15 protein-coding genes and 1 other RNA gene are annotated in these 14,835 nt (G+C 40.7%); 10 read left to right on the top strand and 6 right to left on the bottom strand.

Annotated elements, in window-relative coordinates; genetic code table 11:
* Window positions 1-19: 19 nt before the first annotated feature.
* The 4 genes from purD to DACET_RS08920 all read left to right on the top strand — a co-directional run bounded on the left by purD (window position 20) and on the right by DACET_RS08920 (window position 2,842).
* On the top strand, window positions 20-1,306 hold the full coding sequence (gene purD / locus DACET_RS08905) for a phosphoribosylamine--glycine ligase (protein ID WP_013011048.1): 1,287 nt from the start codon (window positions 20-22) through the stop codon (window positions 1,304-1,306).
* Entirely contained in the window at window positions 1,303-1,797 is a 495-nt protein-coding gene (purE, locus tag DACET_RS08910) for a 5-(carboxyamino)imidazole ribonucleotide mutase (RefSeq protein WP_013011049.1), read from the top strand. Before purD ends, purE begins: the two co-directional genes overlap by 4 nt.
* Window positions 1,798-2,403, top strand: coding sequence for an L-threonylcarbamoyladenylate synthase (locus DACET_RS15595; protein ID WP_013011050.1), 606 nt, complete (start codon window positions 1,798-1,800; stop codon window positions 2,401-2,403).
* Between the two features lie 73 nt (window positions 2,404-2,476).
* Entirely contained in the window at window positions 2,477-2,842 is a 366-nt protein-coding gene (locus DACET_RS08920; RefSeq protein ID WP_013011051.1) for a cytochrome c3 family protein, read from the top strand.
* 68 nt (window positions 2,843-2,910) lie between these two features.
* Here the strand turns inward: DACET_RS08920 and DACET_RS08925 are convergent, their stop codons facing one another.
* Window positions 2,911-3,336 (bottom strand): PilZ domain-containing protein, encoded by a 426-nt coding sequence (locus DACET_RS08925; RefSeq protein WP_013011052.1) that lies wholly within the window; start codon window positions 3,334-3,336, stop codon window positions 2,911-2,913.
* Between the two features lie 79 nt (window positions 3,337-3,415).
* Window positions 3,416-3,811: a hypothetical protein gene (locus DACET_RS08930; RefSeq protein ID WP_083772389.1), complete on the bottom strand. Its 396-nt coding sequence runs from the start codon at window positions 3,809-3,811 to the stop codon at window positions 3,416-3,418.
* A gap of 214 nt (window positions 3,812-4,025) precedes the next feature.
* On the opposite strand from DACET_RS08930, the gene DACET_RS08935 reads away from it, so the two are divergent.
* The 3 genes from DACET_RS08935 to cysS are packed head-to-tail and all read left to right on the top strand — an operon-like array spanning window position 4,026 to window position 8,265.
* Entirely contained in the window at window positions 4,026-6,050 is a 2,025-nt protein-coding gene (locus DACET_RS08935; protein ID WP_013011054.1) for a methyl-accepting chemotaxis protein, read from the top strand.
* Window positions 6,044-6,820, top strand: a complete 777-nt coding sequence (locus DACET_RS08940) for an ABC transporter ATP-binding protein (RefSeq protein ID WP_013011055.1) — start codon at window positions 6,044-6,046, stop codon at window positions 6,818-6,820. The genes DACET_RS08935 and DACET_RS08940 overlap by 7 nt, the downstream gene beginning before the upstream one ends.
* 5 nt (window positions 6,821-6,825) lie before the next feature.
* Entirely contained in the window at window positions 6,826-8,265 is a 1,440-nt protein-coding gene (gene cysS / locus DACET_RS08945; protein ID WP_013011056.1) for a cysteine--tRNA ligase, read from the top strand.
* A gap of 163 nt (window positions 8,266-8,428) precedes the next feature.
* On the opposite strand, the gene DACET_RS08950 is transcribed toward cysS, so the two are convergent.
* From DACET_RS08950 to rnpB, 4 genes are all read right to left on the bottom strand, one after another.
* Entirely contained in the window at window positions 8,429-9,637 is a 1,209-nt protein-coding gene (locus DACET_RS08950; protein ID WP_148214171.1) for an HD-GYP domain-containing protein, read from the bottom strand.
* A gap of 46 nt (window positions 9,638-9,683) precedes the next feature.
* Window positions 9,684-10,358: a GntR family transcriptional regulator gene (locus DACET_RS08955; RefSeq protein WP_013011058.1), complete on the bottom strand. Its 675-nt coding sequence runs from the start codon at window positions 10,356-10,358 to the stop codon at window positions 9,684-9,686.
* 14 nt (window positions 10,359-10,372) lie between these two features.
* Window positions 10,373-11,041, bottom strand: a complete 669-nt coding sequence (locus DACET_RS08960) for a GntR family transcriptional regulator (RefSeq protein WP_013011059.1) — start codon at window positions 11,039-11,041, stop codon at window positions 10,373-10,375.
* A gap of 169 nt (window positions 11,042-11,210) precedes the next feature.
* Window positions 11,211-11,557: RNase P RNA component class A (gene rnpB / locus DACET_RS15855), an RNA gene on the bottom strand.
* Window positions 11,558-11,654: 97 nt separating this feature from the next.
* Here rnpB and DACET_RS08965 point away from each other — a divergent pair.
* From DACET_RS08965 to DACET_RS08975, 3 genes are all read left to right on the top strand, one after another.
* Window positions 11,655-12,008, top strand: a complete 354-nt coding sequence (locus DACET_RS08965) for a hypothetical protein (protein WP_013011060.1) — start codon at window positions 11,655-11,657, stop codon at window positions 12,006-12,008.
* A 152-nt stretch (window positions 12,009-12,160) separates the two neighbouring features.
* Window positions 12,161-12,373 carry a hypothetical protein gene (locus DACET_RS08970; protein WP_013011061.1) on the top strand — a complete coding sequence of 71 codons (213 nt, stop codon included), beginning with the start codon at window positions 12,161-12,163 and terminating at the stop codon, window positions 12,371-12,373.
* Between the two features lie 1,012 nt (window positions 12,374-13,385).
* Window positions 13,386-14,813 carry a sulfurtransferase gene (locus DACET_RS08975; protein ID WP_013011062.1) on the top strand — a complete coding sequence of 476 codons (1,428 nt, stop codon included), beginning with the start codon at window positions 13,386-13,388 and terminating at the stop codon, window positions 14,811-14,813.
* The last annotated feature ends 22 nt before the right edge of the window (window positions 14,814-14,835 follow it).

Below are 14,835 nucleotides of genomic sequence, written 5' to 3' on the forward strand. Positions count from 1 at the left end.
CGTATCTGGAGTAATATATATGAAAATTCTGGTAATAGGCGGAGGCGGAAGAGAACACGCACTCTGTTGGAAAATCGCCCAGTCACCACTAGTGGCAAAGATATACGCCGCCCCCGGTAACGGCGGTACTGACCTTGAAGACAAAACAATAAATATCGACATAAAAGCCACTGACATAGAAAAGCTGGTGGAATTTGCAAAAACTGAAAAGATCGACCTCACTGTTGTAGGCCCTGAAGATCCTCTTGCAATGGGCATTGTCAACGCATTTGAAAAGGAAGGGCTGAGAGCTTTCGGTCCAAACGCAGATGCAGCACAGCTTGAGGCGAGCAAAGCTTTCGCAAAAGAGATTATGATTGACGCAGGAATCCCCACCGCAGCGTATGGTGAGTTTACTGATCTGGCAGCCGCTAAAGCATATGTGGAAAAACACGGCGCTCCGATAGTAGTGAAAGCTGACGGGCTGGCAGCTGGCAAAGGTGTCACTGTCGCAAAAACTTCTGAAGAAGCAATTGCCGCACTTGAAGAAATATTCGTTGATAACGCCTTCGGTGAGGCAGGCAGTAAAGTTGTTATAGAAGAATTCCTCGACGGTGAAGAAGCGTCATACCTTGCATTTACAGACGGGATAACTGTTCTGCCGATGGTTTCATCACAGGACCATAAGCCCGCATATGATAACGATACAGGTCCGAACACCGGCGGAATGGGGGCTTACTCCCCTGCTCCTGTGGTAACAGACGAACTCTTTAATTTCGCTACTGAAAATATCGCATACCCGCTCATCAGAACAATGTCTGATAAAGGGATTACATTTAAAGGTATAATATATGCAGGACTTATGGTCACAAAGAATGGCGTAAAGGTTCTGGAGTTCAACGCGCGTTTCGGAGACCCTGAAACACAGCCTGTTCTTTCCAGACTGAAATCAGACATCGTTCCGGTATTTCTGGCATGTACTGACCAGACCCTCGACAAAGTCGAAATTGAATGGGATGAGAATCCTACGGTATGTGTCGTTATGGCATCAGGCGGCTATCCAAAATCTTACGAAAAAGGTTATGAGATAACTGGGATTGCCGATGCTGACAAACTCGAAGGCGTAAAGGTTTTCCACGCCGGAACTGAGACGAAAAACGGTAAGACAGTAAACACAGGCGGTCGTGTTCTTGGCGTTACTGCATGTGGTAAAGGGCTTGAACAGACTATCGGGCTTGCATACGATGCAGTTGAAAAGATAAACTGGAAAGATGTACACTACAGAAAAGACATAGGCGCAAAAGCACTCAAGAGGATGAAAAAATGAACAAAGTTGGAATCATAATGGGGAGCAAATCTGACTTCGAGATAGCTCAGGCTTCCATAGATGTTTTAAAAGAGTTGGGAATAGAGTACGAAGTTATTGTGTCAAGTGCACACAGGACACCGGAACGCACAGGAGAATGGGCACGCACAGCCGATGAACGCGGGCTTGTTGCCATCATAGCTCTTGCTGGTGCTGCTGCTCACCTAGCCGGTGTTATCGCCAGCGAAACAAACGTTCCTGTTGTGGCAGTCCCTATCGCAGCCACAAGCATGAACGGTATAGATGCCCTTTACGCTATGGTGCAGATGCCCGGCGGAATACCTGTTGCGACAATGGCAATAGGCAAAGCCGGTGCTAAAAACGCTGGTCTTTTCGCTGCGCAGATTATAGGACGAAGTGACAAGGCAATGTACGAAAAGCTTCTTGCATACCGAGAGGCTATGAAAGAGAAAGTTTATAAAGATAATGAAGCCGTTCAGGAAATGCTCTAAATGCTTATAGCAAAAGCCGAGGGTAACAACGCAATAGAAATATTCAGACGGGCTTTGACAAAATCAGAGCCCGTTATTTTTTCCACAGATACCATATACGGCATAGGTGCGCCTGTTTCCGACGTGAAATCAAATGAAAAGATATTCGACATCAAAGGGCGAGACAGGACAAAGCCATTTCCTATCCTTATATCTTCGCTGAAGCAGCTTTCAGAAATAGCTATTATCGAAAGTGAAAAACAGCTGAAAGCGCTTGAAGAGGTCTGGCCTGCCCCAGTGACATTCATACTGAAAGCAAAGAAAGGTCTGAACCCACTTTTCACTATAAACGGAACCGTTGCCGTACGGATGCCCGACAAGAAATGGCTGCTAAACCTCATAGACACCGTAGGCCCTGTCAGCGCAACCAGTGCAAATCTGTCTGGAGAAAATTACAGCAACAGCGAGAAAGCAGTCATAGAAACTTTTAAATCTAAAATCATATTTTTTATATTTGACAACAATCAAAATGTCGAATCATCGTCCATTATCGACATATCACAAGACACTTACAAGGTTACGAGAGCATCACACAAGACACCAGACCTGACTAATATCTTTGTGTAAATTTACATATATCCCATTGACACAAGGCTTTACAGGGTTTAAAATCTTTTAAAATCCACTAAGGAGAGTAGTAATGAAAAAGATTGTAATTGCAATGCTCGTTGTATTTTCAGTTGCTCTTGTAGCTTTCGCAGCCACAAGCCCTGAGAAAGTCAACCTCGCAGAACAATGGGGCCTTGATACAAAGAAACCGGCTGTTGAGTTCCCACACGCATTCCACCAGACTAAAAATGAGTGCATAGAATGCCACATGACAGCTGAAGGCGGAGCCCTTAAATCAATTAAAACTGGTAAAGAATTCAACCCTAAAGCTCTCGTAGCTTCCGGTGACATCAAAAAAGGTAAAACTAAAAATCCTGCTCACGATGAATTCTGCTGGGAATGCCACAAAGCGAAAAAAGTTCCAAAAGGAAAATCCTGCAGCACTTGCCACAAGTAAGACTGTAGTTATTTATGAAAAAAATAACCCGTTCATCCTTGAGCGGGTTTTTTTATGTCTGAAGATAATCAGAATGATGTCTTAGCAAGCTTATCAAGCTTTCGTTTGTCACCATCATTGATATCAAAAAACTCAATTCCGGCTCTTTTCTCTGTAGCCCAGACAACCTTACCAAGCAAAGGCTTATTAACAAACTCATCATTGATGACACCGAGCATAGCGCAATCCATGCATTTAACTTTCTTCAGGTTGTTTTTAGAATTAATCATCAGCACTTTACCTGCAAGAAGTCTGTCAGGATGACTGATACAAAGACCTCCGCTGCTGATATCATAAGTGCGTATAGAAAAACAGTCACCATATGTAAAGGTCTTATCACCTTTCTTATAATTAACAAGAATAGTTGCGCATAGCTTTACGGCAAGTGAACCTCTGGGGAATTTACGTTTTATACTTGCTTTCAGACCTGACTTTTTCATCAATTTTTTGAACATAAAAAATACCTTTGTATATTATATGAAACAACATACAAAAATATAAAAGCAATTTCAATACATAAAAATGACAAAAAAACTACGATTTACGAATAAGCTCCAGCTGCGCTTCAACGGCAGGTTCATAAACCCACTCCTGAGCTTTTTCCAGCCATTCAGCAGCCTTCTCTATCATCTCTCTTTTTTTCTCTTTATCTTTTTCGCTGTCTGCCTTCTCTAAAAGTTTCTTAGAATTATCCAGAAGGTAATAGATCATATATCTGATCTGTTTTACTTTATCCAGCTTAAGGGCAATTCTGAATCCGAATATTGTAGCGATAACATATGGAAGCCATATGTACCACTTAAAGGGGATAGAAAGTAGATAAACTGTAGCAACAACAACAACTGCAAATGAAAGAGCAACCATCAGACCAGGAACTCCTACATAGAATACAGGTTCTGTTTCCCCGCTACTATTGGTAGTCAGTTTCATAGATTTAAAAATCGTCTGATTTTTATATTTTTTCTCATAAAATTTATGCGTTTTTATGAATTCTTCCAGTATTTGCATTGTTTTACCTACTTCTTTTTTTATTTTTCCAGAGCTACGACACATTGTTAACAATTTTCAAACAACGTTTATATCCAGTGACATTAATTATAAAATAGTATACAATATTTGTAAACATATAGGTTCGGGGTTATATATGAATATTAAAGTTAAGCTGATCATGTCTTACCTTCTCGTTACGTGCTTTATCATTGTATTATCATTAACTTTCATGATTTCCAGTAAGCGAGTTACAGGGTATGTAAACGTAGTAATGAACGACATGCTCGCAGATAGAGAAGTAGCGAATACTGTTAACAGTGAGTTTAAGAACATAGTCATAGCCATAAAAAGTGCAAGAGTGACTACTGACCTTAAGGAGATTGATTCATTTCAGAAAAGTATACAAAGCAACTTCACAAAAATCGACAAGGCTTTAAGCCGAAAACCTAATGACGAGAATTTTCGGAAAGTATCTGAAAAGAGTGAGCATCTCAAGGTACTCGCAGAAAGTTTTCTTAAGCAAAAATCAGAATATATCAAAACAAATGATGACATGCTTATTCTCTTTGATGACATGGATTCACTTTTCAGAAAACAAAAAGGCTATATCTTTGTCAGTATGATGGCACTTGAGAAATTTGGTGACAAATACAAAAACACACTTAACTTTCTTCATAAAATGATGGAAGACCCGCTTGAAATAAAAGTCTATATATCAGAAATAGTCAACGCAAAAGACGCAATAGATGCTGAGGATGGTGTTTTCACTCTGGTAAATTACGCAAAAAAACTGACGGAAAAAGCACAGACGATACTTGATGGAGGCTCCTACAAAGGCGACTATATCGTAGCAATGAAAAATGATGAAGTGCGCGAAAGAATGACAATGCTTCTAGGCGTCACTAAGACGATGATAGACTCTTCTGCCAGACTTCAGAACATCAGATTGCAAACTATAGATATGGAGAAAAATCTTGTAAAACAGATAAATGTACTGGAAAAAGACGTTGTTGAGACTGAGGCAGAGCTGAAATCACTCACCAAAACTGCAAAGGAACATATGGACAACGGAGTAAAAACTATTTACTCTATATCCGCAAAAGTAATGACCTCTACTATCATTATGCTTGTTGTAGTGCTGGTACTCGCAGTGATTATAGGTATTTACAGTGCTTCACAGATTACGAAACCACTACGCAAAATAATGAATGTTGCTGAAAATATTAAAAACGGAAACCTGATGTGCGGTGATGTTAAGCATGAATCAAATGATGAGTTTGGCGCACTGACAAATTCCATAAACACAATGCAGCAGTCACTATGCGACTTGGTGGTAAACGTAACTACCAGCACAAACTATCTTAGTCAGACAAGTGACCAGTCTGCGGAGCTTATGCACAAGATGCACGAAAACCTCAATGACACTAATCTGGAAATGGCTGCCGCCGCATCTGCTGCGGAAGAACTTTCATCTTCCACTGTTCGCATAATTGAATCAGTGCAAATTGGAATAAAAGAGGTACAGACTGCCAAAGAGAAAGTTGTTGAAGGCAACCTCGGGCTTCAGACATCGATAAGCCAGGTCAGCAGCGTCGCAAGCAACCTTGCCGGTGTTGCAGACAGCCTTGCAGAGCTGAAAACTGCCTCACAAGGGATAACAAACATCGTCAGCATCATTGTAGACATTGCAGAACAGACTAACCTGCTTGCACTGAACGCTGCAATAGAAGCAGCCAGAGCCGGAGAAGCAGGAAGAGGGTTTGCTGTGGTTGCAGACGAAGTGCGCAAGCTTGCCGAAAAAACAGGAACATCAACTCAGGAGATATCCAGCATGGTAGGCTCCATACAGAGCAATGTTCAAGGTGTTGTGGATATAGTGCATACAGGCATTGACGAAGTTGAGTCCAGCTCAAAATCTATCACAGAAGTTGGAGAAAACTTTGAAGAGGTTGTACGTCAGATGGAATCAGCAGCTAAATCTGTTGAGCCTATCCTGAACATCATTGAACAGCAGAGCGAGGCTATAGCAAACATCACAACCACTGTGACAAATGTAAGCATCTCCTCTGAAGACAATAAAAAGATTGTGGATGAAGTCAGTCAGTTCTCAGAAAAACTCGCTGAACTCTCCCACGAACTTCAGGAACAAATATCACATTTTAAAACTAACCAATGCTAGAAAATATACTTGAACTAAAGAATATTAAAAAAACATACAAAGCCTTCGAAGGAATATTTAAAGGCTCTTCAACTATCATCAACGCTGTGGATAACGTCTCTGTCGAAATACTGAAGGGACGATCACTTGGCATTGTCGGTGAATCCGGCAGCGGCAAAACTACTGTTGCTAAAATTATCTCAGACATAATAAAGCCGGACGAAGGCAATGTCCTCTTTCACGGAAAAAACATTAATGGTCTGGGGAAGAATTATATGAACTACAGGCGAAATGTTCAGGTTGTTTTTCAGGATCCCTACCTCAGCCTGAACCCCAAGCTTACTATTTTTTCTGCTATGAAAGACGCTCTGAAAACTCACGGCATGAAGGGTAACCTCAGAAAAATCTGCGGTGACTATATGGAACTTGTAGGTCTGAAACGGGAACACCTAGACAGATATCCGCATGAGTTTTCAGGCGGTCAGAGACAGCGTATATCAATAGCACGGGCGCTCTCGCTAGAGCCGGAGATAATCATAGCTGACGAACCTGTCAGTTCACTCGATGTATCCGTTCAGGCGCAAATACTGAACCTTATGAAAAAATTAAAACTTGAAAAAGGAGTCACTTTTATTCTAATATCCCATGACCTTGCTGTTGTATCTTATTTGTGCGATGATGTAATGGTCATGCATAACGGCAGGATGGTTGAGTACGGCACTGTCAATGAAGTGCTGGAAAAACCGGAAAAAGAATATACCAGAAAGCTGCTTGCGGCTTCCGGCGGGTGATATACATGCTTAAAGTTTTTAATACACTTTCCAACAAAAAAGAAGAATTTCAGCCTTTGCAAAAGGATAATGTGAAAATATATGTTTGTGGTGTAACAGTTTACGACCTCTGTCACATAGGTCATGCACGCAGCTCCGGTGTCTTCGATGTTATACGCAGGTACCTAATGTTTAAGGGGTACAATGTCACTTTTGTCAAAAATTTCACCGATATTGATGACAAAATCATAAAAAGAAGCAATGAAAAACAGATGGACTGGCGCGAACTTGCTGCAAACTTTATAGCTGAGCACGATGCTGATATGGACAGCCTCAATATCCTGCGCCCCGACCACACACCGAAAGCGACAGACTACATAAAACAAATGATTCAGATGTGTGAAACTCTTATTGAGAAGGGATTTGCATATGAATCAAACGGCGACATATATTACCGTGTGCAAAAATTTGAAGAGTACGGAAAACTATCTCACAGAAAGCTGGAAGATATGATGGCAGGAGCCCGAATTGAAGTCAGCGTAAAGAAAGAAAACCCTTACGATTTTGTCCTGTGGAAAGCATCAAAACCCGGTGAACCAAGCTGGGAAAGCCCATGGGGACAAGGTCGCCCAGGATGGCACATTGAGTGCAGCGTTATGAGCGAAGACCTTCTCGGACTCCCTTTTGACATACACGGCGGCGGAAAAGACCTCGTATTTCCTCATCATGAAAATGAAATCGCCCAGTCCGAGGCAGCATGTGGGTGCATGTTCTCTAAATACTGGATACATAATGGATTTGTTAACGTCAATCAGGAAAAAATGTCAAAATCTCTCGGCAACTTTTTTACTATAAGAGATGTCCTCAAAGAATTTGATGCTGAGATAGTTAGATATTTCCTCATGACTACACACTACAGAAGCGCTCTCGACTTTTCTCAGGATCATCTGCTTGAAGCCGAAAAATCCCTCAACCGCATTTATACAATGCTTGACGAAATAAGCAGATTTAACGCCGGTAAAAAAGGCGTGGATATCACAAAAGAAGCAGAAAAGATGAAAGAAACCTTTATGGATAAATTCCAAACAGCCATGGATGACGACTTCAACACACCTGAAGCCCTAGCTGCCATGTTTGAAGTCATAAGGGAAACAAACAGGCTGCTAGGCTCAAAACCCAACAAAATCAGTTTCCCGGCATTACAGGAGGCTGTTCAGGACGTATTCAAGGTGATACTTGATGTTCTCGGAATAGTAAAATACACACCAGAGAAATGGTTCCGCATAAACCTGTCTATTTCTGAAGAGGAACTTAGACAGAAGATTCAGGACAGAGCAGATGCCAAAAAAGATAAGAATTTTGAACTGGCAGACAGCATCAGACAGGAATTAAAACAACAGGGAATTGAGCTTCTGGACACTATAGACGGCACAATCTACCGTGCAGTAAAAATTAGAAACCTTTAACTTACTATAAGAAAAGGCAGGCTTCAAAACCTGCCCTCTCCTTAACCTTTAAAACCTACAGGGGATATATAAAGGACACGAAGTCCCACGATAGTCTTATTTATACGACTAAGATAAGTGACCGACAAAATAGTTCAACACAAAATAAGTTTTTTTATCATTATCATGTGATTTTATTCAAATTATCTATATAAGAATAGACTTCATCAGGTACAGAGACTGACTCAGGATTGATCGGTGCTAAAATTTTTCTTTTAACCACAGTCTTTATAGACAAATCAACCACTTTGACAGGCAGCCTCCTGCCCTTTTTGTTCATAAAAACAAGCACAAGCGGCTCAGTTGGTTTGTTGATATTAGTTTTACCAACAATGCCAAGCTCATGCGTATTCATAAGAACAAGAGTTCCTACCGGATATATACCGATATTCATTATAAAAAATTCAAAAACTTTTTTATTGATATACGAATCAGCCCATTTGAACATAAGCTTGAGTGCTGACGGGGGTTCCATACCTTTATGGTAAACTCTGTCGCTTGTGATAGCGTCATAGATGTCAACCACAGCTCCGATCTTACCTTCTATACTGATATCTTTATCCCGAAGTCTGTTCGGATAACCCGAGCCGTCATATCGCTCATGATGTTCGTAAGCAAGACGGAGTATATCGTCAGCAACGGCTTCTTTCCTCAGAAAATCATAACCGTACTGAACATGATTTCTCATCATAGAAAATTCTTCATCAGTCAGTTTCCCCGGTTTGTTCAGTATATCTTTAGGTACAAGCATTTTTCCTACATCGTGCAGAAGCCCGGCACAGGCTATACGCTCAACTTCATTACTGTCCATACCGAGGTGAGATGCCAGCCCGGCAGAATAGATACTTACATTCATTGAGTGCTGAAAAGTATAGTCGTCATACTGCCGCAACTTGGTTACGCTGGCAAGAACCCCTTTATTTCTGCGTGTAATCTGTGCAATATTCGCCGCAATACTTTTGACAGCACAGTTATTAAACATTTTTCCAGCTCGTATATCTTCGAACACGCATTTTGTCATTTTAACAGATTCAGTATAGACTTCAGATGCTTTTGAAAAATCTTCAATATCAATCAGATTAACGGACGCAGCTTCAGCCGCTTCATCTATGATGTCCTTTGTAGGGGTTTCTAAAATTTGTGAGACCTTAATTTCTTCGGGAGTGACTTCGTCAATATAAACAAATTCAATATTACTTGACATTATTCTGTCTATGACTGACTTGTCTTTGACAATAAACTTATGCTTAAAAAAACTGGTCTCGAACCAGCTCTTGTCAAGCCTTAGTATTTTGTCCCCGACTTTAAGATCCTTTACCGCAATCTTTTTCATACACATCGTTGCAGCAGGATAAGAGACAAGTTACGGCACACGAGGATTAAATCTGTGTCAACACTTCCTCAAACTGAACTCTTATAAACTGCCATCCATTGTAGACATGCGTTTCAACGATTTTTTCCACGGAATCGCTGTCTTTTTTCTCAAAGGCTTTGATGAGCTCAAGGTGCTCTTCATTGACTTTCTTTGTCCTGCCCTCAGTTGTAAATGAATAAACAGTAGCCCGTTTGAACTGCTGCTGCAATCCGTCAAGCATTCTTATCAGCCTGTCGTTATTACATTTGTATATGAAAATGTTGTGAAAATCGTAATTCCAGTTGATCATCTGGGTAACACCCTTAGCAGACCCAGCCTCCATCTTTGCAGCAAGCTCTTTAAGTCTGTCAATATCGCTCTTTTCAAGATTGTCCACAGCCAGCCTTGAAGCAAGGGGTTCCAGCTTCATTTTTATTATGAATATATCGTCAATATCTTTACGGGTAAGGGTCGTCACCACTGCGCCCCTGCGCGGTATGATGTCAATAAAACCTTCCATCTCTAAAAGTCTGAGCGCTTCTCTTATCGGTGTTCTGGAGATACCAAGCATCTCCGAGAGTTTTGGCTCAACAAGCCGCTCTCCAGGCTTGATAATACCTTTTATTATGTTATTTCGTATGGTATGAGCAATCTTCTCACTCAACGGAGTATTGTCTATATTTATATCTCTAACAGCCATTATAAGCGCTCCTGTCAGTTGCCTTTGATTCTTTCTTTCAAATATTCCCATCCGCTGATGATATGATCCCTGACCGAACGTTCGGCAAGATCAGGATCTTTTGAAACAAAAGCATCGATTATCTTTTTATGTTCCACAACAGCAGTGGCTGCACGCCCTGCGTCAGAAACCAGCATCGACTTGAGACGCTGAAAGTTTTTGGAAAGACCGTCCAGAATATCCACAAGCTTTTCATTATCTGATGCCGATATAAAAGTATTATGGAAATCAATATTGTCTTTCAGATATTCATCTGTTACATGCGGATTCTGTTCTGCATAGTTTTTGAACTGTTTATTTATATTTATAAGATTCTCGATCTGATTTTCTGTGAGGTGCAGAACAGCCTGTCTTGCTGCCAGCCCTTCCAGATTCGCTTTAATGGCGTAAAGGTCGTCAATATCTTTAATGGTTAGCTCTTTGACAACAGCACCTCTTCTGGGCACTATCTCAATAAAGCCTTCCGACTCAAGCTGTCGCAGAGCTTCACGGATAGGCGTTCTTGAGATACCTAAGTTTTTGGCAAGCTTAGGCTCCACCAGACGTTCGCCATTCTTATATATTCCTTTAATTATATCAGATCTAATCTTATCGGCTATCTTTTCTCTGAGCGGTTTGCTCTCTATAAAAACTTCCTGGTTCACAAACACCCCTTTGTATACAGGTCAAAAAAATGTTCAAAATATACGTACACAGTATACTGTATACATTATACATTTTTTCCAGAAATATAGCTGGTTTTTATTTCCTAGTCAATCGCAATTAGAGCAATAGTCGAAAAATAAAATGACTTTATGAAATTATTTTATGAAAAGTGAAAGAAGGTCTGTAAGCCGGATTCTGTTATCTTCAGTCATTTATCTAGCCATATTGTTGCCAATATGATCAAGCTGCCTACCCGCAGACCATAAAAAACGGGCAATCTTAGTTGGTCTGCCTATTTGGCATTGCACCGGATGGGGTTTGCCTTGCCTGTGCTGTCACCAGCATCAGCGGGGGTCTCTTACACCTCCGTTTCACCCTTACCTTTAAAAGGCGGTTTGTTTTCTGTGGCACTTTCCCTGATTCACACCAGGCTGACGTTATCAGCCATCCTGCCCTGCGGTGTCCGGACTTTCCTCCCGCACATCAAGTGTGCCGGCAACTGAACGACCTTCTTTCGGTGACTATAATTGTCTATATAACCATAATTTACAAGTATATTTAACAGCTACTATCATAAAAAGCTGAAAAGTAGTAAAATAAAAAATGCTGCAAATGAAAAGTATCGAACAAGACTTACTGGAGATGAAGGCAAATACCCTTTACAAATACGGTAAGAAAGTCGAAATTGCCGAAGAAATGTATAAGCAGAAACTTGCCCTGCTTAACAGATTGCGGGCTATGGTCGTGCGGGTGGAGTGCTCAACAGTCATCAACAGCGGACTCTGCCGGAAAAAACGACAAAACATACTTGCCGAAAGACTTAAGAACAAACTACGCAGAACGGAAAAAACTGTCGCAAAACTCGAGGAACTAAAAGATAAATATGTAAAAGAATTCAAATTTCAGCGCGAAGCTTGCGGATTGACAGATCATTCATTTCTCGATGAATTCTATAAAAACTGCTAGAACTACCAACACTAATACACTATTGCAACGCAGTCGCAAACCATAAGGACACTTATCTTTGCAGCTTAGATGCGCTTACAAAGACTATTCATCAGTTCAAGTATCTTGAATAATTTCCGATTTAAACTATATAAATAATAAAGGAGGATATCATGGAAATAAATATGATTCCGCCTGTCGGACCATTTAAGGTTAACCGGTCGGAAGGGGAAGAACCCAAAAGAAAAAAATATTTTCATATAAAAGGTAAAATAGAAACCGTGAGGGAAGAGAACGGCAAATATGTGATAATGGTCACCTCGGAAGAGCCGTCTTTTAAGGTTGAAGGAATTGCCGGTGAAAATGTACTCCTGTCAAGCCTTTAACAGCTTCATATACCCGCATTGCTAAACCAGAGCAGAATATCCGGTATTCACTGCCGGCTGGTTTATATTGCTCTAAAATGGCATATACTCTTATCAGTACGTATAAATATTCATTATTTTCTAATATTCAAAAACTTTTCAATTGCTCCACTTCTTTCACTTGATTAATTTTAAATTCACTCAAATATTAAAACATACCCCAAGCACATACCGATATTTAACGAAACATAATACTATACAATATAATACCTTATCATAATGATACAGATAACTTTTTCCACTATAACACAGCTTAACATATAAACATGAGTTAACACTATATCTGCCTGTCTTTTCATACGAAAAATGACTCGCCAAACAGTCATATTTTATGTGAATTTTATTGCACTTTTCATATAGCCTGCATTATTTCACTAAAAGGATATATAGCATCTTAAAATATAAGAAAGTACCATTATTTTTTAAATATATTTTAAATATAAGTAACTGCAAATAAAAACTTTATCACAAGTCAATATAAGCATATGTCCGGCGATTATGCCCATTGGTTCATTTTGTTGAGAACATATGTAAGATATCTTAACCAAAACATATTAAAACACATCAATAACTACTCTACTCAACACAGATACACAATAAGCACAGAATTTTCACCATAGGTATCATCACGCATTGGGTATTATTTTATAAATAATTAACGTTTCTGACACCATTTTAAAAGAACATCATCAATATTAGAGTATACATCTTTTCAGTTAATCTACTATCGGGCTTTATATAATTCATGATATATCTTAATATTCTAATACCGGAATATTAACATGTAGCGTTTTAACGAGAAAGGATTGACACTGAATCTGTTATGTGATTTTAATTACACATATGGGTGAGTTGTGAATTTTCAACTTTTAATTCAACCACCAAAAATGTGTGCGGCGGGACAATTTGATCTTCCGAACTTTTCTAACCAAAATATGGAATAGGGTTATGCCCTAAAAACGGAGGAACGATCATGAAGCTTTCCTGGTTAAGAAAAGCAAAGGTATTCTCAGTCTATGTTGTTGTGATCTCTTTTATTACAATAGCAGTCGGTTGTGGCGGCGGTGGTTCATATGACGCCCCAGACTCACAATCAGCAACCCCGATATGGTGGGACACTTACGACCAGCCCGCCAGTGCAGTTGTTTCTGCTTCTGACGTTGCCGGCTGGATAGCCAACGGCAATGTTACTGCGTCCGGAGACCCTGTCGTTATCCTTGATGTGCAGACAGATTTTTCAGATACAGCAGCGAACAGAATCATAGGCTCTACCTCAATAGAAGACATCGAAGCTTTCACTATTTTCGATTACAGAGCTGAGGGACCTATAGATACAGTAGCCATAAACGATACTTCCGCAAAAATGGTTCCGAAAGGTACAACTATTGATGCAATGCTTCAGGATCTGGGCGTAACACATGACACAGTAATTGTCTTAACCAGTGCTGCATCAGGCAACGGAGTATGGAACTTAACCCGCGGCTGGTGGATGCTTTACTACTGGGGACTCGCAGAAACAAAAATCAAAATACTTGACGGCGGCGTAGCAGCTCTCGCAGCAGCCGATCCGACTCTTGTTAACACTACAGCAGAATCAGTTGACCCTGCTGACTCAGTTTTCTCTGTCAAAGATTTACCAGGACTCCATACATCTTCAAGAGTATCCACTACACAGGTTATCAACTACGCAAGATCAGGGTCTGCTAAGATCATTGACGCAAGAGGCTCTTCCGGTACATCCGGTGTGGCTTTCGGCGGCAGAATAGACGGCGCCATAGTAGCTGGTGATGCCGGCATAGGCGGCGGCGACCTTGTCAACGCAGACGGTACATTTAAAACCAAAGCTGAAATGCAGGCAGCATTTGACAACGCAGGCATATCAGCAAACGACAGAATAATTGTACATTGCTTCTCAGGCTACTCAGCAACTCCTATCTATTTCTTCATTAAAGAAGTAATGGAGTATGAAAATGTTGCTCTTTATGACGGTTCATGGTCTGCATGGTCTGCACACTCTGCTTTCACTCCTGTTGCAGCGACATACATTGACGGCGCTACAACTATACACTGGGACGGATCTCAGTTCGTTCAGACAGTTGCAGACACTGTAGTACCAACAACAGACATCACACAGGGCGGGGTTCTAGAAGCTGATACAAATGCAGGCATGCTAGCTTACGACACCGTAAGACTCTCTAAAGATATACTCTTTAAGGCTGTCTCAGCATGGCAGGATGCGTATGGCAACACAACATTCACTGTTAATACTGAATACACCGGCTCTGGTACAGAACTGGCAACAGAAGACGTTGAATATGTAACTTCTGACGATGTTACAGGTGATGACTCTTCCGGTGACGGTGAAGATGTTGTTGTATCACCCGATACCGGCGGATGTTAAGAAGAATTAACGGAGTAAATCA

Source organism: Denitrovibrio acetiphilus DSM 12809, from assembly GCF_000025725.1.
Taxonomy (GTDB): domain Bacteria; phylum Chrysiogenota; class Deferribacteres; order Deferribacterales; family Geovibrionaceae; genus Denitrovibrio; species Denitrovibrio acetiphilus.